General features: G+C 59.6%; 21 protein-coding genes. 19 read left to right on the top strand and 2 right to left on the bottom strand.

The features are described from left to right. Nucleotide 1 precedes the first annotated feature (1 nt). The 7 genes from wecB (at nt 2) to LAO20_08730 (ending at nt 5,685) form a co-directional block, all read left to right on the top strand. Nucleotides 2–1,165, top strand: a complete 1,164-nt coding sequence (wecB, locus tag LAO20_08760; protein ID MBZ5531510.1) for a UDP-N-acetylglucosamine 2-epimerase (non-hydrolyzing) — start codon at nt 2–4, stop codon at nt 1,163–1,165. A gap of 4 nt (nt 1,166–1,169) precedes the next feature. Beyond that, nucleotides 1,170–2,180: an SDR family NAD(P)-dependent oxidoreductase gene (locus tag LAO20_08755; protein MBZ5531509.1), complete on the top strand. Its 1,011-nt coding sequence runs from the start codon at nt 1,170–1,172 to the stop codon at nt 2,178–2,180. A gap of 11 nt (nt 2,181–2,191) precedes the next feature. Further along, nucleotides 2,192–2,632: a hypothetical protein gene (locus LAO20_08750; GenBank protein MBZ5531508.1), complete on the top strand. Its 441-nt coding sequence runs from the start codon at nt 2,192–2,194 to the stop codon at nt 2,630–2,632. Beyond that, complete coding sequence (locus LAO20_08745) at nt 2,629–2,979, top strand: EamA family transporter (GenBank protein ID MBZ5531507.1); 351 nt, start codon at nt 2,629–2,631, stop codon at nt 2,977–2,979. Before LAO20_08750 ends, LAO20_08745 begins: the two co-directional genes overlap by 4 nt. A gap of 8 nt (nt 2,980–2,987) precedes the next feature. Then, a complete protein-coding gene (locus tag LAO20_08740) occupies nt 2,988–4,421 on the top strand; it encodes an NAD(P)/FAD-dependent oxidoreductase (GenBank protein MBZ5531506.1) in 1,434 nt (477 codons plus the stop codon). A gap of 40 nt (nt 4,422–4,461) precedes the next feature. After that, entirely contained in the window at nt 4,462–4,710 is a 249-nt protein-coding gene (locus LAO20_08735; protein MBZ5531505.1) for a hypothetical protein, read from the top strand. Nucleotides 4,711–4,788: 78 nt separating this feature from the next. Then, nucleotides 4,789–5,685, top strand: coding sequence for a polysaccharide deacetylase family protein (locus LAO20_08730; protein MBZ5531504.1), 897 nt, complete (start codon nt 4,789–4,791; stop codon nt 5,683–5,685). 150 nt (nt 5,686–5,835) lie between these two features. On the opposite strand, the gene LAO20_08725 is transcribed toward LAO20_08730, so the two are convergent. Next, entirely contained in the window at nt 5,836–6,417 is a 582-nt protein-coding gene (locus tag LAO20_08725; GenBank protein ID MBZ5531503.1) for a hypothetical protein, read from the bottom strand. Between the two features lie 698 nt (nt 6,418–7,115). Here LAO20_08725 and LAO20_08720 point away from each other — a divergent pair. Both LAO20_08720 and LAO20_08715 read left to right on the top strand, forming a co-directional pair. Further along, nucleotides 7,116–7,763: a polysaccharide biosynthesis/export family protein gene (locus LAO20_08720; GenBank protein MBZ5531502.1), complete on the top strand. Its 648-nt coding sequence runs from the start codon at nt 7,116–7,118 to the stop codon at nt 7,761–7,763. A gap of 26 nt (nt 7,764–7,789) precedes the next feature. Then, on the top strand, nt 7,790–9,232 hold the full coding sequence (locus tag LAO20_08715; protein MBZ5531501.1) for a hypothetical protein: 1,443 nt from the start codon (nt 7,790–7,792) through the stop codon (nt 9,230–9,232). Between the two features lie 12 nt (nt 9,233–9,244). Here LAO20_08715 and LAO20_08710 read toward each other — a convergent pair whose 3' ends face one another. Further along, nucleotides 9,245–10,795 carry a glycosyltransferase family 39 protein gene (locus LAO20_08710; protein MBZ5531500.1) on the bottom strand — a complete coding sequence of 517 codons (1,551 nt, stop codon included), beginning with the start codon at nt 10,793–10,795 and terminating at the stop codon, nt 9,245–9,247. A 476-nt stretch (nt 10,796–11,271) separates the two neighbouring features. Here LAO20_08710 and LAO20_08705 point away from each other — a divergent pair, with 476 nt between their 5' ends. The 10 genes from LAO20_08705 (at nt 11,272) to LAO20_08660 (ending at nt 24,931) form a co-directional block, all read left to right on the top strand. Continuing rightward, nucleotides 11,272–12,843: a hypothetical protein gene (locus LAO20_08705; GenBank protein ID MBZ5531499.1), complete on the top strand. Its 1,572-nt coding sequence runs from the start codon at nt 11,272–11,274 to the stop codon at nt 12,841–12,843. 116 nt (nt 12,844–12,959) lie between these two features. After that, nucleotides 12,960–13,214 (top strand): helix-turn-helix transcriptional regulator, encoded by a 255-nt coding sequence (locus LAO20_08700; GenBank protein MBZ5531498.1) that lies wholly within the window; start codon nt 12,960–12,962, stop codon nt 13,212–13,214. 12 nt (nt 13,215–13,226) lie between these two features. Beyond that, the gene (locus tag LAO20_08695; GenBank protein ID MBZ5531497.1) at nt 13,227–14,255 is read left to right on the top strand and encodes a FemAB family PEP-CTERM system-associated protein; all 1,029 of its coding nucleotides are present in this window, start codon (nt 13,227–13,229) and stop codon (nt 14,253–14,255) included. 13 nt (nt 14,256–14,268) lie between these two features. Then, entirely contained in the window at nt 14,269–15,549 is a 1,281-nt protein-coding gene (locus tag LAO20_08690) for a TIGR03087 family PEP-CTERM/XrtA system glycosyltransferase (GenBank protein ID MBZ5531496.1), read from the top strand. Nucleotides 15,550–15,579: 30 nt separating this feature from the next. Further along, nucleotides 15,580–16,872 carry a putative O-glycosylation ligase, exosortase A system-associated gene (locus LAO20_08685; GenBank protein ID MBZ5531495.1) on the top strand — a complete coding sequence of 431 codons (1,293 nt, stop codon included), beginning with the start codon at nt 15,580–15,582 and terminating at the stop codon, nt 16,870–16,872. Further along, nucleotides 16,869–18,095 carry a glycosyltransferase family 4 protein gene (locus tag LAO20_08680; protein ID MBZ5531494.1) on the top strand — a complete coding sequence of 409 codons (1,227 nt, stop codon included), beginning with the start codon at nt 16,869–16,871 and terminating at the stop codon, nt 18,093–18,095. Before LAO20_08685 ends, LAO20_08680 begins: the two co-directional genes overlap by 4 nt. Next, complete coding sequence (locus LAO20_08675; protein ID MBZ5531493.1) at nt 18,092–19,261, top strand: glycosyltransferase; 1,170 nt, start codon at nt 18,092–18,094, stop codon at nt 19,259–19,261. Before LAO20_08680 ends, LAO20_08675 begins: the two co-directional genes overlap by 4 nt. After that, nucleotides 19,252–21,117 (top strand): asparagine synthase C-terminal domain-containing protein, encoded by a 1,866-nt coding sequence (locus LAO20_08670; protein MBZ5531492.1) that lies wholly within the window; start codon nt 19,252–19,254, stop codon nt 21,115–21,117. The genes LAO20_08675 and LAO20_08670 overlap by 10 nt, the downstream gene beginning before the upstream one ends. Next, nucleotides 21,114–23,411: a GNAT family N-acetyltransferase gene (locus tag LAO20_08665; GenBank protein ID MBZ5531491.1), complete on the top strand. Its 2,298-nt coding sequence runs from the start codon at nt 21,114–21,116 to the stop codon at nt 23,409–23,411. The genes LAO20_08670 and LAO20_08665 overlap by 4 nt, the downstream gene beginning before the upstream one ends. Beyond that, nucleotides 23,408–24,931, top strand: a complete 1,524-nt coding sequence (locus LAO20_08660; protein MBZ5531490.1) for an oligosaccharide flippase family protein — start codon at nt 23,408–23,410, stop codon at nt 24,929–24,931. Before LAO20_08665 ends, LAO20_08660 begins: the two co-directional genes overlap by 4 nt. Nucleotide 24,932: the final 1 nt, after the last annotated feature.

Here is a 24,932-nt window from a genome sequence, read left to right as displayed (position 1 = left end):
GATGAGAAAGTTTCTGTCCATCATCGGAGTGCGGCCGCAGTTCGTTAAAGCGGCCATGGTGTGCGCAGCGGTAGAGCGGTTCAACCAGACCGCTCCGCCGCAAGACCGCATCCAGCACCTGTTGCTGAACACCGGGCAACACTACGACTTTGAGATGGCGGAAGTCTTCTTCCAACAGCTTCCCCTCCCGGCTCCTGATTTTGACCTGGGCGTTGGATCAGGCAGCCACGGCGCGCAGACCGCCGCCATGCTGCAAGGGATTGAAGAAATTCTGGTGCAAGAGAAGCCGGACTTCGTGATCGTATACGGCGACACCAACTCTACGCTGGCGGGCGCTCTGGCCGCGGTCAAGCTCCATATTCCGGTGGCCCACGTGGAATCCGGCCTGCGCAGCTTCAATCGTCTGATGCCGGAAGAAATCAACCGGCTGGTCGCCGACCATGTCTCTGACGTGCTGCTCTGCCCCACCTATGCCGCGGTGGAACAGCTGGCGCGCGAAGGCGTTGTCAGCAACGTTCATTTCTGCGGCGACGTAATGCTCGACGCGGTACGCGAGTTTGCGCCGCTGGCCGCGCAACAATCGCAGGCGCTGGATACTTTGGGCCTGACGCCCCGGCAATTCATTCTGGTGACGATTCATCGCGCCGAAAACACCGATTCTCTACCGCGGATGGAAGAATTGGCGGACACGCTTTGCCGCCTGGACCGGCCGACCGTGTTCGCCATGCATCCGCGGCTGCGGGCCAAGCTGGACTGCGAGCCGGAATATCGCGACTTGAAGAAGCGGCTGTTCTCCGCCCAGCACCTGCGCATCCTCGCTCCGCTCCCTTATCTCGACATGTTGCAGCTGGAAGCCAACGCGCAACTGGTCATGACCGATTCCGGTGGCGTGCAGAAAGAAGCCTACTTCCTGGGCACGCCCTGCCTGACGCTGCGCGACGAAACGGAATGGACGGAGACGTTGCAATCGGGCTGGAACCGTGTGGTGGGCACTTCGCCGGAGAAGATCCTTCCGCTGGTGCAGAGCTTGTGGTCGAACAACGGCGCCAGCCCTGAATCCCGGCCGGCGCTGCAGGCTTTTGGCGATGGCGCCGCGTCTGACCGCATCATTGAAATTCTGCAGGAGACCTGCAGCACTCGAAGTAATTCCCTACAACATGCGTGAACTCATGGACCCAAAGACTGTACTGGTAACCGGCGCCGCTGGATTTCTCGGCTCACATCTGTGCGATGCTCTGCTATCCCGCGGGCATCGCGTCATCGGCGTGGATGATCTTTCCCACGGAAAACGGGAGAACCTTAGCGAAGCCGAGCTCAATCCGCGGTTCAGCTTTCACGTGCTGGACATTACCGACGCTGCCAGGTTGCACGCCGTGGCCCAAGGCGTTGAGTTGATCGCCCACCTGGCCGCATTCAAGATTCCCCGCTACGGCGGGCGGCTGCAAACCCTGCTGGTGAATTCCGAAGGCAGCTTGAACGTTCTCCGCCTGGCGGCGGAGCAGAAGGCCAAGTTCCTTTTCACGTCAACTTCCGACGTGTATGGCAAAAACCCTGACGTGCCCTTCAGCGAAACCAGCGCCAGCGTGATCGGCGCCTCCACCGTGCCGCGCTGGGCTTACGCTGTATCCAAACTTTTTGACGAGCACCTGGCTTTTGCCTTCATGGAAGAGTACGGAATCCCGGTGACCGCGCTGAGGATCTTTGGCTCCTACGGTCCTCGCCATCACCTGAGCTGGTGGGGCGGGCCGCAGTCGGTGTTCATTGACGCCATCCTGCGCAATGAGGTCATCCCGATTCACGGCGACGGCCTGCAGACCCGGAGTTTTACCTTCGTTTCGGACACCGTCGGCGGAATTCTGGCGGCGCTGGAAAGCGATGCCGCAAACAACCAGATCATCAATATCGGCAGCACGCATGAGATCACCATTGTGGACCTGGCAAAAACCATCCACCGGCTGGCGGACATGCCGGAGCCGCTGCGGCTGGAATTTATTCCCTACCAGCAGATCAGCAGCGGACGCGAGTATGAAGACGTTCGCCGCCGCGTGCCCAATCCGGCAAAAGCCCAGCAGTTGCTTGGCTTCACCGCCAAGGTTTCGCTCGAAGAAGGCTTGCTTCGCACCATTGAGTGGCAAAAGACCGTGCGCGGCGTCTCCAGCCGCGTGGTAGTGGGGGCGTAATGGAAGGGCAGGTGTTTCTGGAGAAGCCGGCCATGCAGGCGGTTGCGCAAAAGCAAACCGCGCAACAGGCATTGTCATGGCAATGGGCTGCGCTGGCGGCGGTTCTGTTCGCGTCAGCCGGACACCTGCTCATCAAATTTGGGCTGATCTCCGCCGCGCCGTCAGCGGCGGGCATGAGCACCGTAGCGCGAATCATCCATTACCTCTTGCAGCCCGCAGTGGCCGGAGGCCTGGCGATTTACGGCCTGGGAACCATGTTCTGGATCTCCGCGGTATCGCGGCGCGATATCAGTTTTCTGTATCCGATTACCGCTCTCAACTACGCCCTGGTCTGCGTGGGCGGCAAATTCTTCTTTGGCGAATACATATCATCCGGCCGCTGGGTAGGCATCGGTGTGGTGGTGCTGGGCGTGGCCCTGTTGCAGCTTTCCGTGCGAGGAGACCGCTCATGACGCCTTCGATTGCATTGTGGGCGAGCATCGCTCTGGGCGCTTGCGCGCAAGTCTTCCTGAAGAAGGGCGTCTCCGGCAAGAATGCAGCTTCGCGCTCAGGCTATTTCGCTCTGCTGCTTTCCGGATGGGTGTGGGCGTGGGCACTGTGCTTCGCCCTGGCAACCGGGCTGTGGCTGATCGCGCTGGCCAAGATCCAAGTTTCGTACGCGTTCCCGCTGCTGAGCCTGGGGTATCCGATTGTTGCCGTGCTCTCCATGTTGCTGTTGAAAGAGCGCGTCAACGCGCCCCGCTGGATTGCGATTCTGGTGATCACCATCGGCGTGGCCATCATCTGGCAAAGCAGTTAGGAGTTGCCGTGCCATCCAGGCAAAATTCGTTGCGCATTGGCATCCTGGGAGGCGGCATCACCGGCTTGACCGCCGCGTTCTATCTGCTGCGCGCCGGTCATCAGGTCACGGTGCTGGAAGCCCGTCCGCAACTCGGCGGACTTGCCACCTATTTCGATTTTGGCCCGTTCCACTGGGACAAGTTCTACCACTGCATCCTCACCTCTGACGGCCCGCTGCTGCAGTTGATTGACGACCTGGGCCTTACCCAGGAACTGCGCTGGACGGAAACCAAGGTCGGGTTCTTCACCAACGGCGGTCTCCACTCCATGACCACCAGCCTCGATTTTCTGCGCTTCCCCGCGCTTTCTCTTTGGCAGAAGTTCCGGCTGGGGCTGGGCATTCTGCGGGCTTCACGCATCGAGGACGGGCTGGCCCTGGAAAAGGAACCGATTGGACCGTGGCTGGTGCGCATCTTCGGTGAAGCCGTTTACAAAAAGCTCTGGGAACCCTTGCTCAAGTGCAAGCTGGGCGAAGCGCGGCGCCAGACTTCCGCCAGTTTTATCTGGGCCACCATCAAGCGGCTCTATTCCACGCGGGAAAAGGGCGCCAGCAAGAAGGAGCGCTTGGGTTACGTTCGCGGCGGATACCGCACGGTTTTTACGCGCTTGATCGAACGGATTGAGGCCCTGGGTGGAAGCCTGCTTACGGACGTGGCGGTGGAGCAGTTGCGCAACAACCGGGGCAAGAGCGTGAGCGTGATTTCCGGCGCGCTGGCCATGGATTTTGACTATCTGCTTTCTACGATTCCCAGCAGCGCGCTGTCCAAATTGACGCCTGAGCTCAGCCCCGAATACCGCAGCAAGCTGGAAAAAGTGCAATACATGGGCATGGTTTGCGCGGTCATGGTGCTGCGGAAGAAGCTCACGCCTTACTATTGCACCAACCTCACCGAGGACCTGCCTTTCACCGGCATCATTGAGATGACCAACTTGATTTCGCTGGACGAGACCGCCGGACGCCACCTGGTCTATCTGCCAAAATACACGTCGCCCGGCGATCCGCTGTTCGACGTCCCCGACGAACAGGTCTGGCAACTGTTCCGCGGCGCGCTGCGGAGGGTGGTCCCCGAACTGGCCGACGACGACATCGAACGGAGTTTCATCTTCCGCGAACGCCTGGTCCAGCCCATCCCGGTGCTCCGTTACTCGGAGATTGTTCCCCCACTGCAAACCAACCTGGGACGCTTACTGGTTGCCAACACAACACAGATCGTGAACTCAACGTTAAATAACAATGAGATGGTGAAGATCGCGCGCAAAGCTGCGGCATGGATCGCCCAAACCGCAGCGGCCGAGATCGCGCGATCACGCGCCACAGAGCTTGCCCCGATTGCGCCCGCGCCGGTCCCCTCCGGGCCGGCCCTGGTGCAAACCAGAGGCAACGGAACGAAGAAGGCATGAGGCAATTCGAACACATGCTTTTGAATTTAGAGGTAGTGCAATGAAACGTCAGCTCATGGTTCTCTTGTTCGCGCTGCCGGTATGTTTGATTGCTGGAGCATGGCCGGCGGTCAACAGCGGACACCAGGCCGCGCCCGTCGCGCTGCACACTCATGCCGGGGCGATGCTCCTTAACTTGTACCGCTCACTCCCCCAGCTCCCCGAAGCAGGCAGCCTGCTGATTCTGGGGGCGTGCTGCTTTGTGCTGGCGTGGTTGCTGCATCGCAGATGGGTCAAGGCACAGAGCTGAACTGAAAATCATTCACCATTGACGATGAAGCCGCGCAGTGACAATCCGATGGTAATCGCAGCCGCCAAGCCAGCCGGCATGGCGCGCCAGAAGCACATCCTCAGCATCGATCTGGAAGATTACTTCCACGTGGAAGCCTTTGCCGGCAGCGTTTCCCGCGAACAGTGGAGCGATTTCCCCGCGCGTGTAGAAGCCAACACCCACCGGCTGCTGGATATTTTTGACCGCTTTGATGTGAAGGCCACGTTTTTTGTTCTGGGCTGGGTGGCGTGGCGCTTTCCCGGACTGGTGCGCCAAGTCCAGGAGCGCGGCCACGACCTGGCGTGCCACAGCTATTGGCACCGCAGGATCTATACGCTCACGCCCAACGAATTTCGCGCAGACACGCGCCAGGCCCGCGACACGATTGAGCAGATCACCGGAGTGCGCGTCAGCGGATACCGGGCCCCCTCGTGGTCGGTGACCAAGGATTCGTTGTGGGCGCTGGATATTCTCGCCGACGAAGGTTTCGCCTACGATTCCAGCATCTTCCCCATTCGCCACGACATCTACGGCATCCCCAACGCCAGCCGGTACCCGTACTTTCACGCCGGCCTGCAGGGAGAGCAGCTCCTGGAAGTCCCGCCGCCAACTTTGCGAATCGGCGGGACGAATTTCCCCGCGGCAGGCGGCGGCTACTTCCGCATTTTCCCTTTCGCGTACACCGAGTGGGCGTTCCGGCAGTTTGAGAGCGAACAGCGTCCCCTGGTGTTCTACCTGCATCCGTGGGAAGTGGATCCGGAGCAGCCGAGAATCGCGGGGCCCCTGAAATCAAGACTTCGCCATTACACTAACCTGGGCAAGACACAGAAGAGGCTGGAGCGGCTGCTGGGACGGTATGAGTTCCAGACGTTTGCCGAGTACATGCGCAGCGCAATGGACTCGACTCCCGCAGTCGAGAAGAAGATCGAAAGCGCGCAGAGGGCGGCGGTGTAAGAGCGTCGAAGGCAATCGCCGTGATCGCCGACATCGCGCGTGATCGCCGTAATCGGAAAACCCAAGACTCATCGCTGCACCGCAGAGGACGCAAAGGAAAACACCGCCGCGGTCGGCGGCGCCACGCGTGAATCGCTGGGATGACTGTATCTAGTGGCCTGACGCGACCTGCATATTGCGGAAGCCGCTCACGGTGAATCCCACGGAGCTGGCCACTTGCGGCAGCCACCACAGTTTGCGGAAGGTCGGGTGATCGCTTTGCATCAGGCGACGCGCCAAATAGTCGGTGGCCAGCGGCGCCACCTGCGTGGCGGCGTACATGGCTCCGGAACCGGCAAAAGGCTTCATCAAGGGATTGAGTTCGTGCCCGTGGCCGGAGGTGATGGATTGGCGAGTGGACCAGGCGTCGAAGGCTGCGGTGCCATGCTGCACAACCGTCAGGGCGATCCAGGCATGGCGGGTCGCCGGCGAAACCGGCGGCAACTCCGCACGCTTGACCGGCTTGATCGGGATATACGGGGTGGGCGCTTCAGGAAGGCGCGCCTCGGGAACAGCCGTCTCCAGCACGGGCCGGATCGAGGGAAACTGAGTCAACGTCGCCAGGGTGGCGTTCTGGTCCGTAGGTGACTCAATCGAAACCACTAAGCTTGGCACGGACGCAGCAGCAGTTTCGCTGCCGGAAGCCCCGGGGACAGCAAGAAGCAAGCATAAACCCGCAGTGATAGTGATCATGACCCTCCCTGTTAGTGCATGCCCGGTGCCACGGGGACCGAGCGGAATCAATACGTTCCTTAAGCACAAATGCCAGGGGAGGCTGTGCATACAATACGCGAATTAGGACATGTACTCAAGGATTAACGGAAGCGTCGAGCACCCTAGTAACTGAAGCCGTGGGGAAGGTCTATGTTATTTACAAATAAGTATTTTATGAAAATTCTTAGGGGCGATCCGCAGGGGCAAAATCGGTCCGAACCAGCACCGAGGACGCGCCAAAGCCAGAGTAACCTCGAGCGGAACCATCCTCCGTCCCGGCAGGCTGGGCCGGAGAACTTTGTGAATTTCTAGCCACGATGTGCAGGGTTTTGCATCTTGGCGGAAACCGGGTTCCTCGTAGCCGAAGGCTATCACCCAGGCCAGCAAGTAGTCGGTTGCCGGAAAGTCCCTTATCCCCAATCAATTCCGCACGCAACGCAGGGATCCGCGCAATCGCACAGGCGCGCTGATTTGGTAGGCCAATTGCACCATCGGGCAGGGGAGCACTTGCCTGCGCCGGTTGGCGACCTGATGAGGCGTGCTCCTTATTGAGGTGGCTCCGCGGCACGGTTCGGGGCGGGGCGCTAAGAGTCTGAACACGAGCAAATAGATCTGAAGTTCGTGGGGAAAGAGGCCTTGCAATGATTTTTCGTACTGCCAGATTGGCTTTTTTGGGGATGGCATTCCTAGTGTGTGCGGGCGCGTTGGCCCAGACCAGCGGTGACAAGAAGCCGGAGCAGGACAAAGTCGCGGCGCTGAAGCCGACGGCGACACCAGAGATGGAAAAAGCAAAGGCTCCGGCGGGTGGCGATTCCCACGCCGCGCCGGCGCAAGCCAAAGATAGTTTCCAGCAGTATCGAATTGGCGAGCAGGACGTGCTGGTGATCACCGTGTGGCGCGAGCCCGAGCTTTCCGCCACGGTGATGGTCCGCCCCGACGGCAAGATCACACTGCCTTTGGTCAATGACGTGGACGCCGGCGGCCTGACCACCGACGAACTCAAGAACCTGCTGACGGAGAAACTTCGCCCCTTCGTAAATGTCCCGCAGGTCACGGTGGCGGTGCGCGAGATCAACAGCCGCAAGGTTTTTGTGATCGGCCAGGTAGGCCGTGAGGGATCATACCGGATCAACAGCACGTCCACGGTGCTGCAGGTGATTGCCGAGGCCGGCGGGCTGCGCGACTTCGCCAACCGCAAAGGCATCTACGTGTTGCGCCATCAAAACGGCAGCCAGGTGAAGCTCAGCTTCAACTACGACAAAGTGATCCGCGGCAAGGACGACAACATTCAGTTGCGCCCGGGCGACACCATCGTGGTCCCCTGAGGACGAGAACAGGAAAGGAATTCCCCATGAAACAAGCGCGTCGCAACGCCTTCCGCATGATGCTGGTCATCAGCCTGTTGGCCCTGGTCTTTCCCTGGATGAGAGCAGCCGCGCAGGATGATCAAACGCCGCCTCCTCCGCCGCAGACGCAGCCAACGCCTGTAGACGTCACCGCGCCGAACGACCAAAACACCCCGGCCCAGACTCCGGCGGACCAGGCCCCGGCCGAAGAACCCAGCTATGACAAAGCACCCATCAATCTTGCGACCGGCCAGACGCTGAGAGTGACCAGTTCTCCGTTGCGCTGGGGACACTTCTCCGTGCTTTCCATGAACGCGATGCAGGTCTACGACAGCAATTATCTGTTCCTGAAGAACAACCCGATTGCCGCACACGCGGGGGCGGTGCAAGGGCTGCTGGTGTTCGCCATCAAGAGCGGGCGCTCGAACTTCAGTGTGCAGTATCGTCCGCAAGTGTGGTTCTCAGGAGAGACCACGCAGACGGACTATGCCAGTCATCTGGTGGACTTCCACGCGTCACGCCGGCTTTCCCAGGAATGGTCTTTCAACGTGAGCGACCAGTACCAGTGGGCGGCGGACCGGGGACGCCTTGACCAGATTGGCTTCACCGCAGATTACTCCACCAACGCCATCAATCAGAACCCATTCCTGGCACAGGGCCGGCGGGTGATCTCCAACCTTGCCGACATCAGCCTTGATCACAATCTCTCAGCACACAACACGCTGGAATTTCGCGCACGGCATCAGTACATCCAGCTTTCGGCATTTCCCAGCGACGGCGCCACTCCAGATCCGCTCTCCCTTGCGACGCGCGAGCAGATTTTCGGCGGTGAAGTGGCCTGGAACCATGCTTGGCGGCGAGACAACTCACTGGGTATCCGCTACGCCTATGATCGCGAGTATTTTGAGGGCTTCACCGGCGTCGCCGAGTTTCACAGCGTGTTATTCGGGTTCTCCCGGCGACTGACATCTTCTTTGTTGTTGCGCGTAACCGCCGGGCCTACTTTGTTGCAGCCGGCAACCCCGATCGGCACGGCCCTGGCGCCTGAAAATCAGCTCACTTATCAGGGATCAGCAGCCCTGTTCAAGACGTTCCGGCGCTCGGCCTTGTCGGCCTCCTATTCGCGGAACAACGATTTCACCGGCCAGATCAGCGCCACTTTGAATGACCGCTTTGACGCCTCTTATTCCCAACGATTCTTCCGGCGGATTGATGTAGTGGTCGGCGGGGCATACGTCCGGCAGGAACTCTCCGCGGGCGCGCACCTGATCGGCAAGTCCGGATGGACCGAGATAGATTATCGCCTGACGCCGTCGTGGTCGTTCTACACCACGTACAGTTATTTGACGCAAGGCGGAGGGCCGCTCCTGTTTGGACCGCGGCAGTTGGTGACGTCCGGGATCCGCTGGTCGTGGAATGCATGCCGCGAACCCTACGGACGCATGTGATAAAGAAATAGCCTAGTGCGACAGAACTGGAGCGCTCGGCTTGCACCCCAGGTCCTGCAGGCGGCGTTCGGTGGCGGCGCTGTCGCTATCCGCTGCGCGGCTGCCGGGTACGTAGACGGCAAAGCGGTCAGTCGCACAGGCCAGGCGATAGTCGCTGGCAATTTCCCGCAAGATAGACCCGCTGAACAGAGTCAGCCCGCGCCATTGCCTGGGCTGGCCGCCGCTGAGTCCAACAATGACAAAATCAAAGTCCTGTCGCTTCACTTCTTCCAGGACCGGTTGGGGCGACCAGCGCCGCGCGAGTTCCAGATAGTGGTTCACAGACGGGTCGAGCAATTCCGGCTGCGTGCCGTGCGCGCTTACATAAGGAAAGTCAGAGAGAACGCGATGGCCCCGGACGATCTCCGCAAGCTCGCCGTATGTGGACGTCGGGCGCACGGTCATAGGTACACGCCAGGCTTCAAGGCTTACCGCGGCGGCGGCAAGCCATAGCAGAACCAGAGCGGCTTTCGCCGGAATTGGCACTCTGTACCAGCTCTCGGCAAGCTGGTAGATAGCAAACGGCGCCAGCATCGCCGAAACAACCCAGGCTTCCAGAAACGCGTTCACGTTCGCGCCGGGCGCCATGGCGGTATAGAACCCTGCGAGCCAGGCAAAGGCGAGATACAGAAATAGAAACCCTCGCAGAGATTCCTTGGGGAAACACAGCGCGCCCAAAAAACCCAGCGCGAGCAGGATCATCTGCCATGGAGAATGCAGCAGGTCTGCTTTTAACAGTTGCACGGCAGCGACGAAGCTGACTGGCGAATAGCGCGCCAGGAGCACTTCTTCGAGGAAGGGCTCGTGATGGAAAGCCAGCCAGCCGACGACTACAACTCCCAGCGTTGCTCCTCCGGCGGCAAAAAGCAGCGCATTGCGCAGGCGCCTGGTCCAAAGCAGCCAGACCATCGCAACAAACGGAAGCGCGATGAATGATTGCTTGAACGAAGCGGCCATGCCGCACAGCAAGCCGGCAATGATCATTCGTCGCCAGGAGGCGTCCTCGGTCGTCAGCAGATAGAAAGCGGCAACGCTGAAGAGAAGCGCCAGGAGGTCAGGACGCACGGTGACGTTCCAGTCCAGGAAGTCAATTTGCGCCAGAACAAACGCGGCTGCCGACAGAGCAACCGCAGTGGTCAACCCTCGCTTGCGCGCCCAGCGATAGGAAACGATGGGCAGAAGCAGAAAGCTGATCAGAATCACGACACGGCCGAAAATCAGGAGGCTGTCAAACCCTGCACTGGTGGAGCGGGCTACAGCCGACAAGCTCACGTAAAAAAGAGGGCCATAGGGCGCCGGCGTGTAGGGCGAACTCTGCAAGGCCGGATAAACGCGCCCCGAATCCCGGCTCCACACGGCGGTCTGTACCACGGCGCCTTCGGGGAAGGTGTTGTCGCCGTGGAAAAAGAGCGACTGGCCGGCCTTGACCAACTGGCAAACGCCAGCCAACAAGAGCGGCGCCAGCAGGATGAAAGCGAAGAACCTGGGGGTGGCTATGAGTTGCGGGAGGTTTTCTTTGTTCATGGGCAGAACGCTGACGAATCTTTTGGGATTCCTTAGGCCGGATTTCGCAACCCGGTGAATATAGCATTTTGGTTGCGTGGCAAGTTCCCCGTTCGACTGGACGGCCTTGTTCCCAAGCCGTCCTGCGTCACCGGCGGAGAAGCCTCCACGGAGTGCGCGCTGGGGAAAAGAAAGGCCCTAATTCCGCGACCCGCCCATAAACTTGCCCCGGTGTGAAACAGTTTGCACACAAATCTACGCGACCTCATGACGTAGTTCCAGCGAATCGGCTTGTTTTGTTGTTAAATGTTTTATTTTCAATGTTTTAGATTGATATTTGTCTCCGCCCAATGGCCTCCGGATGGCACGCTGCTTGCCTTTATCAGGGAGACGGTAGACCGCTCTACCCGAGAGTTAAGTGCTGCGTTACTTGGGCGAGGGACCATTTCCTCGCCTTATTCCAAGAACCTGTTGGCAACAAATTGTTGGAAGGAACCATGGCGACAAAGACAGAATTCACCACCGGATTGGGCCTCCCTGGGCTCGAGCACTTCACCCCAAAGGATTACTTGCAATTATTGCAGCGCCGCAAGTGGCAGATTCTCCTGGCCGCTCTGGTCGTCGGGATTCTGGGGGCCCTGTTCGCCCGCTCCCTGCCCAATGCGTACCGGGCCACTACGGTAATCATGGTTGATCCGCGAAAGGTTCCGGACAACATTGTGGCGCCCACCGTCTCGGCCAGCGTCGCTGACCGGTTTGCCACGCTGAAGCAACAAATCTTCTCGTCCACCAACTTGACGGAAGTGATGGATGAAATGAAGCTCTACCCTTCGTTGCGCGCCAGCAAGACGCCGGAGGAGTTGGTGCAACTGATGACCAAGAACATCGAGATCATCGTTGCCCCGCCCAGTGAGCGCGGTGAAGGCACGTTCAAGATTTCTTTCCAGAGCGGCAGCGCCAATGAGGCGGCGACAGTCGCGAACCGACTGGCGTCGCGGTTCATCAACAACAACGTGAAGGCGCGGCAAAAAGAAGTCACCGGCACCGCCGAGTTCATTGACCGCGAACTGGAAGACGCGAAAAAAGATCTGCAGGCCAAAGAAGACAAAATCCGCGAAATCAAGAGCCGGTATATCGCTGACTTGCCGGAATCACAAACCCTGCACGTCCAAGCCTTGAATTCCCTGCAATTGGACTTGCGCAATGAAGGCGACGCGATTTCGCGCGCCCAACAGCAAAAGCTTTTTTACCAGAGCCAACTGCTGACCGCGCCCCCGGTGGTGGACTTGGACCGCAACGGTGAAGCGTCAGAGATTGTTCCTCTGCAGATTGAACTGGCCAAGGCACAGAGCCAGTTGGACAACTTGAAAACGCGCTACGGGCAGGACCATCCAGACGTGGTCAAGAAGACCACGGAAGTAAAAGACCTGCAACGGCGGATTCGCGAAACCAAGGACGAAGGCGCCGATCGGCGGTCTAACAAGCCGGTCGTCAAGTCAGGCAACCCGGTGCTGGAGAGCCAGATCGCCGCCATTGATGAAGAAATCAAATCGCGGACCAAGCGCCAGGCAGACATCCAAGGACAGATCGCCTATCACCAATCGAAACTCGAGCGCATCCCGGTACTGGAACAGCAATTGGCTTCCGTAAACCGGGATTACGAAAATGCGCGGGACCATTACAAGCTGCTGATGGACCGCAAATTTTCCGCGGACATGTCCACGAGCCTGGAAAATTTCCAGAAGAGCGAACGCTTCATTGTGCTGGATTCCGCGTTGCCGCCTTCCAAGCCGTACAGCCCGAACCGGCCGCTGATGAATGCAGCCAGCCTGGCGCTGGGGCTGGCGCTGGGATTAGTGCTGGCACTGGCGCGCGAAATGATGGACCCCAGTGTAAAGACGACGCGCGAAGTCAAAGAGCTTCTGGGTATGCCGGTTTTGGCTGAAATCCCCACCCTGGTGACGCTCGGCGATGAGCGCCAGCAGCGCTTCCGCAATTGGGTAAGCGCCACCGCGACCCTGGTGTTTGCTGTGGCGTTCGTGGTCATTGCCATCAATCCTCCGGCTTGACGCGTGGCCATGTTACAGAAGACAACCACTGGCTCCCCGAATGTCGCGACCCGCAGCGTAAGAGCGTGGAAGCGATGCTTGAAACACAACTTGGAGAAATAGGCGTGTACCCGAACTTGAAAATGGAAATTTGGCTTTCCGGCATCCGGCAGAACCGCCTGGCCCGCGAACTCAACCTTGACGAGACCGTCTTGAGCAAGGTCATCAACGGTTACCGGCAGCCTTCAGAGAAAATGCGCGCCCTGCTTGCCCAGTATTTCAACAAGAACGAACGCTGGCTTTTCCAGACCGAGCCAACCCAGCCGAACAGAATCTTGACCAAGGGGAACAACGGCGCCGGAAGCCCTCACCCAACCGAGCACAAGGACTAGGCAGCGATTGCGATGAGAATTATCGAATACAGCAACGAGCAGCAATCACGATGGGATTCCTTTGTGCTCCAGCAGCCGGGCGGAACCATCTTCCACACTACGGCGTGGATGAGGGCGATCACCCGAGCGTTTGGCTACAAACCGCATTACCTGGCGGCCGAAGAGGACGGGAACATCGCAGGCGTGTTGCCGCTGTTCGTGACTTCCAACCCTTTGACCGGACGGACGCTGATCTCCACGCCTTTCGCGGTCTACGGTGGCGTGTGCGCGGCCAGTGAAGAAGCGCGCGTCGCGCTGATGGATGCCGCCACCGGGCTGGCGGAGACAAGCCGCGTGGAATATCTGGAACTCCGCACCCAGGAAGCGAATTCGGACCTGGGCTTCCAGACCAAGAACCTCTATGTGACGTTTGACTGTCCCATCGAGCCTGATCCTGAACGTCTTCTCAAACAGCTTCCTAAAGACACGCGGTACATGATCCGTAAGGCGCAGAAGGCCGGGCTGCGGTCCACCAAGGGCAATCACCAGGTTGATGAGTTCTACGAAATCTACGCGGAGAGCGTCCGCAACCTGGGAACGCCCGTGTTTTCCAAAAAGTTTTTCAAGGTTCTGCTGGAGGAATTTGGCGAGACCGCCGAGATCAGGATGGTCTGGAAGGACCAGAAGGCCTTGGCCGGAGTGATGAGTTTCCGCTTTCGCGACTGGATTCTGCCCTACTACGGTGGGTCCACATTAGAAGCCCGGCAATATGCGGCCAATAACTTCATGTACTGGGACCTGCTGGAGGATGCGCGGCAGCGCGGCATCAAGTTTTTTGATTTCGGACGAAGCAAGTTGGGCACCGGTGCGCACGCATTCAAGTCGCAATGGAATATGCGGGAGCGGGCGTTGCCCTACCAGTTCCACCTGGTCAAACGCCAGGACATGCCGAATTTTTCTCCGGCGAACCCCAGGTTTCAGCGCGCGATTGAGCTGTGGAAGCGCATGCCCTTCCCGCTGACCAAACTGCTTGGGCCGGCGCTGGTGAAGTTGTTCCCTTAGAGATTGAGTGACTATGAGAATCCTGTTTCTGGTCCATCGCGTTCCCTACCCGCCCAACAAGGGCGACAAAATTCGTGCGCTCTGGGAACTCAAGTCGCTGGCCGGCGAACATGAGATTGATCTGTTCTGTTTTTACGATCACGAAGAGGACCGGGATTCCATTGAGGCCTTGCGTCCGTACTGCCATGACTGTTACGCCGAACCTCTTTCCTGGTGGAGCAGCCGCTGGCGCGCGCTGCTGGCGGCAGCGCGGAGACGGCCTTTCAGCCTGGGATATTTTTATTCCACTCGCATGGCCCGCCGGGTAAAGCAGGCCATGGCCACGCGCCATTACGACACTGTGCTGGTCTTCAGCTCTTCCATGGCGCAATACGTGGAAACGGAGACCACGGTCCCGCGGGTGCTGGACATGGTGGACGTAGACTCCGCCAAGTGGAGTGACTACGCCAAGAGCGCACCGGCCTTGCTGCGCTGGTTGTGGCGGCAAGAGGGCCGGGTCCTGGCGGAATACGAATACCGCATCGCCAACAGCTTTACCCAAACTCTGTTGTGCACCGACGCGGAAGCTGCATTGTTGCAGCGCCGCGCGCCGCGTGCGCCCATCAGCGTGCTTCGGCACATGGTGGATACGGATTATTTCGATCCTGCAAAGTCCACTGTGTCTGAAGACCTCGCCAAGTGGCAGCCATACGTTATTTTTTCCGGTTCCATGGACTACGCCCCCAACGTGGAAGCCGTGGAATGGTTCTATCGCAACACGCTGCCTCTGTTGCGCGCTCGCATTCCGGAGATCAAGTTTGTCATCGCCGGCCGTAATCCGGCCAAGGCCGTCATGGAGTTGGGCAAGGACCCAGCCGTCCTGGTGACCGGATCGGTGCCCGACGTGCGTCCCTATTTGCGCGGAGCCGCCGTGGCCGTGGCGCCGATGCAATTGGCGCGCGGAGTTCAGAACAAAATCCTTGAATCCATGGCCATGGGGCTTCCCGTGGCGGCGTCGTCCAAGGCTGCGGTGGCTTTCCCGCAGGAAGTGGCCGGGTTGATTGTGGTGGAAGACAACGCCGCGGCGCTGGCGGACAAACTTGCAGTCATGATTCAAGCCGGCCCGCGGCCGCCCGTGGCGCGTATTCGCGAAGGCTTGCAGAGAGTCTACGGCGCCAGCAGCCTGAAGAACCAACTGGAAGACATTCTGGCGCAGGCGACCAGCAAAGAGATGCAGAAGCGTACAGAACGCATAACCGACATTTCAGAACGATTCAAATCCGATTGGCGTTCGAAGACCGCAGGGCAACGGTAAACGATGTTAAGAGCATTTGTATTTTACGCGATGGTGACGATGGGAGTGCCGCTCTCCATCTTTGAGCCTTTTTACGGGCTGCTGCTCTATTTGTTCTTCGCCCACGCTCATCCCGCGGACTTCGTCTGGCCCGGCTATGTCTTCAACTATGGTCTGGTGCTGGTTCCATGCCTGGTGGTTGGCTACCTGCTGTTTGAAATGCGCAAATCACCTCTGCGTTTTCGCGGCATGGCGTTGTTGCTGGTTTTCTGGGCGTGGCTGACCGCCGCAGCACTCATGGCGCACGACTCGCAGCCGGCCCTGGACATGCTGACCCGGTTCAGCAAAATGTTCGTCATCGCTTTCCTGGTGGCCACGCTGGCCAATTCCACGGAACGGATTGGCACCATCCTGCGGGTCATCGCCGTGTCTCTGGGATTGCTCGGATTGAAAGGGTTGCTGGACATCATCCTGACCGCGGGACGCAGCCGCATGCAGGGTCCCGGTGGATTGATGTCAGAAGAGAATGAGTACGCGCTGGGCATGAACATGGCCATCCCGATTCTCTTCTGGATGGCGTCCGTGGAAGATCGGGGATGGTTGCGCAAAGCCTTCAAGCTCGCGGCCGTAGGGTGCGCGGTCACCGTGGTGTTCACTTACTCGCGCTCCGGACTTCTTGGCTTGATTATGGTTTGCCTCTTGCTCGCCATTTATTCCAGGCACAAGTTGCTGTTGCCCGTTGGCGTGGCGACTGCAGTTCTCGTTTTCCTGATGGTGGCTCCGCCGGCCGCCATTGAGCGCTACAAGTCCATTCCCACGGCGGCGCAAAACGATCCTTCAGCGATGGCCCGGATACAAGTCTGGGAGGCCGCCGTGCAAATGGCCAAGGTCCACCCCTGGTTCGGCGTGGGCTTGCGCAATTTTGAATTGACTTTTTCAGAGTATTCCCAATACGAGCCGCGGGCGCCGCACAATGCGATTTTGGCGCTCGCTGCCGAGTCCGGCATTCCTTCATCTTTGCTGTTCATCGCTCTGGTTCTGAGCGCCAGTTGCACCAGTTGGCTGGGCTGGCGGCGGCTGCGCCATGATCCGGAAAGTCGAGCACTGGCAACGTACTGTCTGATCGTCCACGTGACTCTGCTGGTTTACATGGTCCCGAACTTCTTCATCAACCGCCAGGACTTTGATCTTATGTACCACCTGGTCGGCCTGTCGGCGGGGATGAACGTGGTGGTATTGCGCTGGATCGCAGAACGACAAGCGCAACTCGCCGTGGCGCCGGAAGCTCAGCCTGATTCTTTCGCCGGCGTGTTGGGCCAGCAATGGGCCGAGGAGGGCAAATGACCGTGACCGCAAAACTCCGCAACGGCAAGACCGCCCCGCATGTTGTCATGCTGCTCAGCAACTGCTTTGATCCTGATCCGCGCGTACACAATGAAGCGCGGACCCTGGTGGAGATGGGCTATCGCGTGACCATCGTCGCCTGGGACCGCGAACGTATCTGCCCGGCCAGCGAAACCATAGATGGAATCCAGGTTGAGCGGGTCTTTGCCCGCTCCACCCACGGGCGCGGCTTCATGCAGATGTTCGTCATGCCCAGGGTCTTCTTCTTGATGATCAAGAAAGCCCTCTCTCTGGATTTTGACGCGGTCCACGCCCACGATTTTGACACCTTGCCGGCGGGGCTGCTGCTGGGGTGGTTCAAGCGCAAGCCCGTGGTGTATGACTCCCACGAAGACTACGCCGGCATGCTACATGGTTCCCTGCCGGGCTGGCTGGAAAAGCTCATCCGCTGGACGGAGACTAGATTGATTCGACGCGTTGACCTGCTCTTGACCGTGGGCGAGACTCTGCGCAAGCAATTCGAAATGCGCGGCTGCCGCAACGCGCAAATCCTGGGCAACTGGAAACCGGTGGAAGAATTCAAATTTCCTCACACCGTGCAATCGCAGGTGCGCGCGGAACTCGGCGTACCACCGGGTTCGCTGCTGGTGCTCTACATTTCGAACCTGGGAAAAGAGCGCCACGTTGAGGAACTCCTGGAAGCGGCCAGCCAGCGGCCGAACGTGCACGTGGTCGTCGGTGGCAGCGGGCCCGGAGCAACGACGGCCCAGCAATATGCCGCGCAACACAGCAACATTCGCTACCTGGGATTTGTCCAGCAGCGTGACGTTCCTCGTTACACCGCGGCGTGCGACGTCGTTTACTACGGCTTTGACGTTACCAGCCCGAACGCGCAGTACAGCGCTCCCAACAAACTGTTTGAAGCGCTGGCGGCCGGGCGGCCGCTGTTGACAGCGCAGTTCGGAGAAATTGGACGCATCGTGAGCGAAGCTGGTTGCGGCGTGATTCTGCGCGACTACTCCGTGGCAGAGATTCTGCGCGGCCTGGATCGCTGCCAGGACGCCGCCCTGATGGAAAGTATGAAAGCGCGTGCCGCCCGGGCCGGCCAGCAGGAATACAACTGGGACCGCGCGCGGCAGGTGCTGCTTGCGGCTTACGGCGAACTCATTCCCCGGCAAATGGCCGATGAGCGCCCGCAAGTCCACGAGGTGGCCGCGCGATGAAACGTTTGCGCATCATTCACGTGCTTCACCGCATGGGCGCCGGCGGGACCGAGTTGGCGTTGCGTCGCGTGGTGGCCGGATTGGACCCGGAGAGCTTTGAAAACATCATCTGCACCGTCGCACCAATTCCAGAAGCAGAGCGCACGGCGGGCGGGCGCTATATCAGCCTGGAACGCAGCGGCCGCAAGACCGGGTCGCTGGTCGCCGACTTGGCCCGTGTCTTCCTGCGGGAGCGGCCGGACGTGGTGCATTCCAGAAACTGGGGCGCGATTGAGGCCGTAGTCGCCGCTAAGCTGGCGCGGGTGCCGCGCATCATCCACAGCGAACATGGCCGCGACATCAACACCATGAATGGCGATCCTTTGCGGCGGCGCATGTTCCGGCGTTTTTGCTACACGCTGGCCGATGAGGTCTTTGCTGTTTCGCGCGAGCTGCGCGAACACTATGCGGCTCAGGTCGGCGTGCCGGTAAGCAAATTTGGACTGATTCCCAACGGCGTGGATACCGGCAGGTTTCAGCCGAATCCAGAAGTCCGCACCAGCCTGCGCGAGCGGCTGAAGATCGCCAACGACATGATGGTAGCCGGGACTGTGGGACGCCTCGACCCAGTCAAAGACCATGCCACTTTCGTGGAAGCAGCGGAGCAATTGGTAACCTCAGGCGCGCGGCTCCACTTTGTGATTGTGGGCGGAGGCCCGGAGCATGACGCTTTGCGTAGCCGCATTGACTCCAGCCCAGCGCTGCGCAAGCGATTCATCCTGGCCGGCGAAGCTGAGCGGCCAGAAGACTGGCTCAATGCATTCGACATTTTTGTGTTGCCGTCGCTTTCCGAAGGCATGTCCAACACGGTCTTGGAAGCCATGGCCACCGCGCTGCCTTGCGTGGTGACGGCCGTGGGAGCGAATCCTGACCTGGTGGAGGACGGTCATACAGGTTTTCTGGTGGAAGCACGCGACGCCGACACCCTGGCCGACCGCATGCTTGAGTTGGCCGCCGATCCCCAGCTGCGATCAACCTTTGGCAGGCGCGGACGTTTGAAAGTTGAGACGCAGTTCAGCCTGCCGCGCATGATAGCCAACTACACACGTCTGTACATGGCCAATGCAACGCAGCGGCGCGCTGGACGCGCCTCTCTCACCCGGGCAAGGGGCCACCAATGGCAGTAGCGGGGATCACAGTTACGCGAGCCGCCGAGCCTCTGGGCTCTGGCCAGATCGGACGCATGCTCGCGGCGCTCACCTTGGGCGGTAGCTCACGGTGTGAGTCGAGAACCACGGCACTAGCGCAGGTCGGCGCTGTTTCCAGCACAGGCTCAGCGTCGGTTTGGTCGAATTCGGAAATCCTGGTAGCTTGCGATGCCGAACTGGTGGCCACGCAGAACCACGCGGCCGAACTTGGGCTTCCGCAGGATGCCGCCGCGGCACGGATCATTGGCGAACTGTACTTGCGTGATGGAATCGAGTTCTTCAAGAGCCTGCGCGGCTCCTTCGCGCTGGCGATCTGGGACAGCCGCACGGAAACCATGCTGATCGCGTTGGACCGCTTCGCCGCCAAGCCGCTGAGCTACTCTGCCGGCAGCACGCAGCTGGTCTTTGCGTCACACCCGCGCGGCATCTTCGCCAGCGACCGAATCAATAAGGAAATCAATCCACACGCCATCGCCACCTTCTTGAATTTCAGCGTGGTGCCGGCGCCACAGTCCGCATTTCAATCGCTGGCCAAACTTCCAGGCGGCTGCTACCTGACTTGGAAGGACGGCGAGACTCATCTGGGCCGGTACTGGGACCTGGAATATTCAGAAGCAGACCATTCGTCGCCGAACAAGCTTGCGGAAGAGTTGCTGTCATCCATGTCAGAGGCCGTCCGAGTTTACTCCGCCGACGTTGCCAGCGCGCAGTTGGGATGTTTTCTCAGCGGCGGCACCGATAGCAGTTCCATCCTCGGCTTGCTGACCCAGCACAAAGGCAAAGCGACGAAGGCTTTTTCCATTGGCTTTTCTGAAGAGCGGTTCAACGAACTGGAGTACGCCCACCTGGCTGCGCGGGTTTTCCAGGCAGAGCACTCCATCGCTGTGCTCACGCCGGAAGAGACTTTCCAGGATATCGCAACCATCGCGGCGGCTTACGATGAGCCTTTCGGCAACGCGTCCGTGCTGCCGACTTACGCGTGCCTGAAGCTGGCGCGTGAGCACGGCGTTGAAGTCATGCTGGCCGGCGATGGCGGCGACGAGTTGTTCGGCGGCAATGAACGCTATGCGACCGAACAGATCTACGGCTACTACCAAAAGATTCCGCAAGCGCTGCGCCGCTATTTGGTTGAGCCGCTGGCCTTCGGGCTGCCCGGCGTCGGGCCGGTGGGCAAAGCACGCCGCTACATTGATCGTTGCAAGGCGGGAAATCCCGATCGCTACTTCCAGTGGCTGCTGCTCCAGAGATTTGCTCCGGAGAGTGTCCTTGGTCCCGGAGTGCCCCTTGCGAATGGGCATCGCGATCTGCTGGCGATTGCCCGGCAGCACTACAACGAAGCTCCGGCGCACAGCGAGCTCAACCGCCTGCTTTACATTGACATCAAAATGACGCTGGGCGATAACGACCTGCCGAAAGTCGTTCGCGCGGCGGAGTTGGCCGGCGTGAATGTGCGCTTTCCGTTTCTTGATCATCCACTCGCCGACTTTTCCGGAAGGCTGCCGACCAACCTGAAAGTACGCGGCATGGAAAAGCGCTACCTGTTCAAGAAGGCAACCGCCAAGCTGCTCCCGGCAGCCATTCTTGCCAAGAAGAAGCACGGCTTCGGATTGCCGATCGGCATGTGGATCAAGAGCCATCCGCTGTGGCGCAACTTGGCGCAGGATGTTCTGCTGGACCCCGAAACGTACCAGCGCGGCTACTTCCAGCGCACTTTTGTGGAAGAACTCTTCCGCATGATGGACGCGGACAACTCCACCTATTATGGCGACCTGATCTGGCTGTTCCTGATGACCGAGCTGTGGCACCGCCACCAGATGCAGGAGGTGGCGGCGTGAAGATCATTCTTTATGCGCGCTGGCAGGACGTGGAACAGATCCAGACGCGTTGGAACGCGCTGCTGAAGCAAAGCGCCGCCGATACGTTCTTTCTCTCATGGGAATGGTGCGCAAGTTGGTGGAAAGCTTACGGCGGCAACCTGCAGCCATTCGTTCTGGGCGCATGGCAAGACGGAAGGCTCGTTGGGGTTGCGCCGTTGTGCGTGGAGAACGTTCGCCGCATGGGCTGGACATGGAAATATCTGAAGTTTATCGGTGACGGCTCGCAAGACTCTGACTATCTTGACTGCTTCGCCGAGCGCGGACTGGAAGCCGGCTTTGCCCAAGCCGTGGCCGAATATCTAAACTCGCATCGCGAGTCATGGGACTACCTGGAACTGCACGGGCCGGTGGAATCGTCGCCATTTGTCGCTGCCATGTCCGCTCAAGTGCAGGGCCTTGGCTGGACCGTGGCCACGGAAGATGTGCCCTGCCTCACCCTCAAGCTGCCCAACACCTGGGATGCGTATGTGCAGTCGTTGAAACCGCGCTTCCGCAGCAAGTTGCGTTCTTGCCTCAGCTTTTTTGAACAGCAACTCAAGCTTGCACCGGTGGAATGCACCGGCGAAGACCAGCTCCAACAGTGGTTGCCGGCATTTTTTGATCTGCATGGCAAACGGTGGCAGAGCAAAGGCCGCAGCGGAGTTTTCCAGGGCGACGCCAAGCGCGCTTTTTATTTTGACCTGTCGCGGGCCGCGCTCAAGTCCGGCGTGCTGCAATTCCACCGTCTGGACTGGGGCGAGCGCACGCTGGCATTCCAATACGGTTTCCTTTACAACAACCGCTTCCTGTTGCTGCAGGAAGGATACGACCCAGATTTTGAAAGCCTGCGTCCGGGCGTGGCGCTGCGCGGATTCCGTTTGCGCGAGATGATCGCCCGCGGCGTTGAGGAATACGACTTCCTGGGCGGCGTGGCACAGCACAAACGCGACTGGGGAGCCGGCGACAAGCGCGCCCTGAAGATCGGCGTGGCATGGTCGCGGCAAGCAGCGCTGGCATTTGCGAAAATGCCCGCGACGCGAAAGCAATTCAAAGAGGGTTTGCGGAAGCTTGTGCCTGAGCCGCTGCTGGCCATGCGTCGCCGGGCGAAAGCGCAGGCGGAATCGCCGGCGCACGCGTCTGACACCGCAGCACGTGCATCGCTCAAAGGCGCAATCGCCAGAGCGTATGCGACTACTCCGCTGCGGCGGCTGGGCGCATGGGTGGCGGACCACTATCAGCGCGGGCTCCATTCTCTTTCTTTGCAGAAGCGCGAGACACCCTCATGCCAGATTCTTCTTTATCACCGGGTCAACGATGATCTTGATCCCTACTTGCCATCGCTCCCGGTGGACGAATTCCGCAGCCAGATGGCATACGTTGCTCGCAATTGCAACGTCGTGACTCTGGACGACATCGCTGACGGCCGGATCGCCCGCGACTCGTCGTCGTCGAAACATTGCGTCGCCATCACCTTTGATGACGGCTATCGCGACAATTTCACGTCGGCGTTTCCGATCTTGAAGGAACTCGGCATCCCGGCCACCATTTACCTAGCTACCGGTTACGTTGGGACCAGCCAGATTCCGTGGTACGACCAGGTGTGTCTGGCGTTCAAGCTGACGACGCGGCCAGCTTTGGATCTGGAAATGGACGGCGCTCCTGCGGGTTCGCTCGCGTCGCAAAGTGATCGCCTGGCGTTGCTCGACCGAGTGCTCGCATGGCTGCAAGGTCTTGATGACGACTGCCGCCGAAAGGCCATCCCCAGCTTGTTTGCCGCGCTGGGCGTGCCGGCTTCGCTGACCCTGCCCAACTACATGCTGAGCTGGGAGGAGGTCCGCCAGATGAAAGCGCACCAGATCACGTTTGGGGCGCACACCGTGAGCCACCCTGTGCTGTCCCGGATCAGCAACGCGCAGGTGCAGCAGGAGATTGCGGTGTCTAAGAAAACGGTTGAGCAAAAGTTGCAGACTCCAGTCCGGCACTTTGCTTATCCTTTTGGGAGATCGTTCCACTTCACGCAGGAAGCCAAGCAGTGCTTGCAGCAAAACGGCTTCAGCACGGCCGTCACCACGGAATTCGGATTCAACCAGCCCGGAGACGATCCGCTGGAGTTGAAGCGATTCACTCCCTGGGGCCGCGATCGCGCAACATTTATTTTGCAATTCGATTGGTACCGGTTTGTCGGATTCGGACCTAAGCCCAAGCCACCAGCTGAATTGCCAAAGCTGCCGGTTGCGGCGGCGCAAGCGAATTTGAGGGACGTAAAGCTGTGAACGAGCAACTCGCCAAATTGTTTCGCAACGCCGCGGTGTACGGCTTCGGCCGCATCCTGGGGAAGGTCATCAGCTTCCTGCTGATTCCCTTCTACACCCATTATTTTTCCGCGGGCGAATACGGCGTGATGGAGATCCTGAATCTCACGGCGATGATTGCCACAGTGTTGCTGGCGCCCGGCCTGTCCACGGCTGTCATGCGCTTTTACTACGACACCGACGACGACAAGGAAAAGAAGCTGGTGGTCAGCACCGGAATGATTACTACTCTGCTGGTAGGCGGCGCGGCAGTGGTGGTTGCGCTTCTGTTCCCGAACGCCGTATCGCAAGCCTTGCTGGGCAGCGCAAAGTACCGAACCCTGGTGCAGTTGATGGCTTTCGGGTTCTTCTTTACCTTTTCCGCCGACATCGGCTGGGTTTACCTGCGCGGCAAACAGCGTTCCGGCCTGTACACCTTCCTCACCCAGGGATTTCTCCTACTCTCCGTGGGGCTCAACATTTACTTTGTCGCCGGACTCAAGCTGGGGATTGCAGGATCGTTCTGGGCCAATCTCGCCGCCGCCGGCGCCGTGTGGGTGGTGCTCATGTTTCTCACCCTTCGCGAAACCGGCTTGCGGATCTCCGGGACCAAGCTGTTCAAGCTCCTTAAGTTTGGCGCACCGCTGTTTACCGTGTGGGTAGCGGCGTTCGTATTGAATTTCTCTGACCGCTTCTTCCTGCAGCGCTTTCACGGCATTGACACCGTGGGCGTGTACGCCGTGGGCTACAAGTTCGCTTACGTCCTGAGCCTGATGGCCATCCAGCCATTCCAGCTCATGTGGGAGCCGCAGTCGTATGAGATCGCCAAGCGCGAAGATGCGCCCGCGCTTTTCTCGCAGGTCTTTACGCTGTATTCAGTCGCGCTGATTACGGTGGCGTTCCTGGTGAGCATCAGCATCCGCGAAGTCTTTGAAGTGATGGTGGGAGCAAGGTTCACGGACGCCTATCGCTTTGTGCCGCTCCTGGCATTCGCCTACGTGGTGCAGGGCATGGGGCTGTTCTTTGAGGCCGGATTGCTGGTCCGCAAGAAGAACGTCACGCTTTCCATCATCGGGATTGCGTCCACGGTGTTTTGCCTGGCGCTGAATTTCGGACTGATCCTTAGGTGGGGCGCGTGGGGCGCGGTGTGGGCAACGTTTTTCAGCTTCGCGTTTCTTTCCGTCGCCAGCTACTGGTTCAGCGTGGCCGCTTACCCGGTGCGGTGCAACTTCAAAGTCATCTTGCAGGTGCTGGGATGCTGCGCGGCGCTGTTGGCGATTGCCTATCTGTTGCCCGCGGAGTCGTTCATCGTGAGAGTGGCGGTCAAGTCAGTTTTGGCGACGATCTTTCTCTTCATGCTGACGCGGCTGCGGCTGCTGCCGCCGGGATTGTTGCGGTCTCTGCGTGCTGATTCTGCGGCCTGGATGCGTGCGCGTTTGTCGTCGCGCCGTTTGTCAAGCGAGACCGGCCGCGTGGCGAGCCAGGCCAAAGGAGTGAACTAAG

The sequence above is a fragment of the Terriglobia bacterium genome, from assembly GCA_020072815.1.
In the GTDB taxonomy this organism is placed as follows: domain Bacteria; phylum Acidobacteriota; class Terriglobia; order Terriglobales; family Acidobacteriaceae; genus Angelobacter.
Note: the sequence above shows the minus strand (reverse complement) of the source record. Positions and strands in the feature narration are given on the sequence as shown.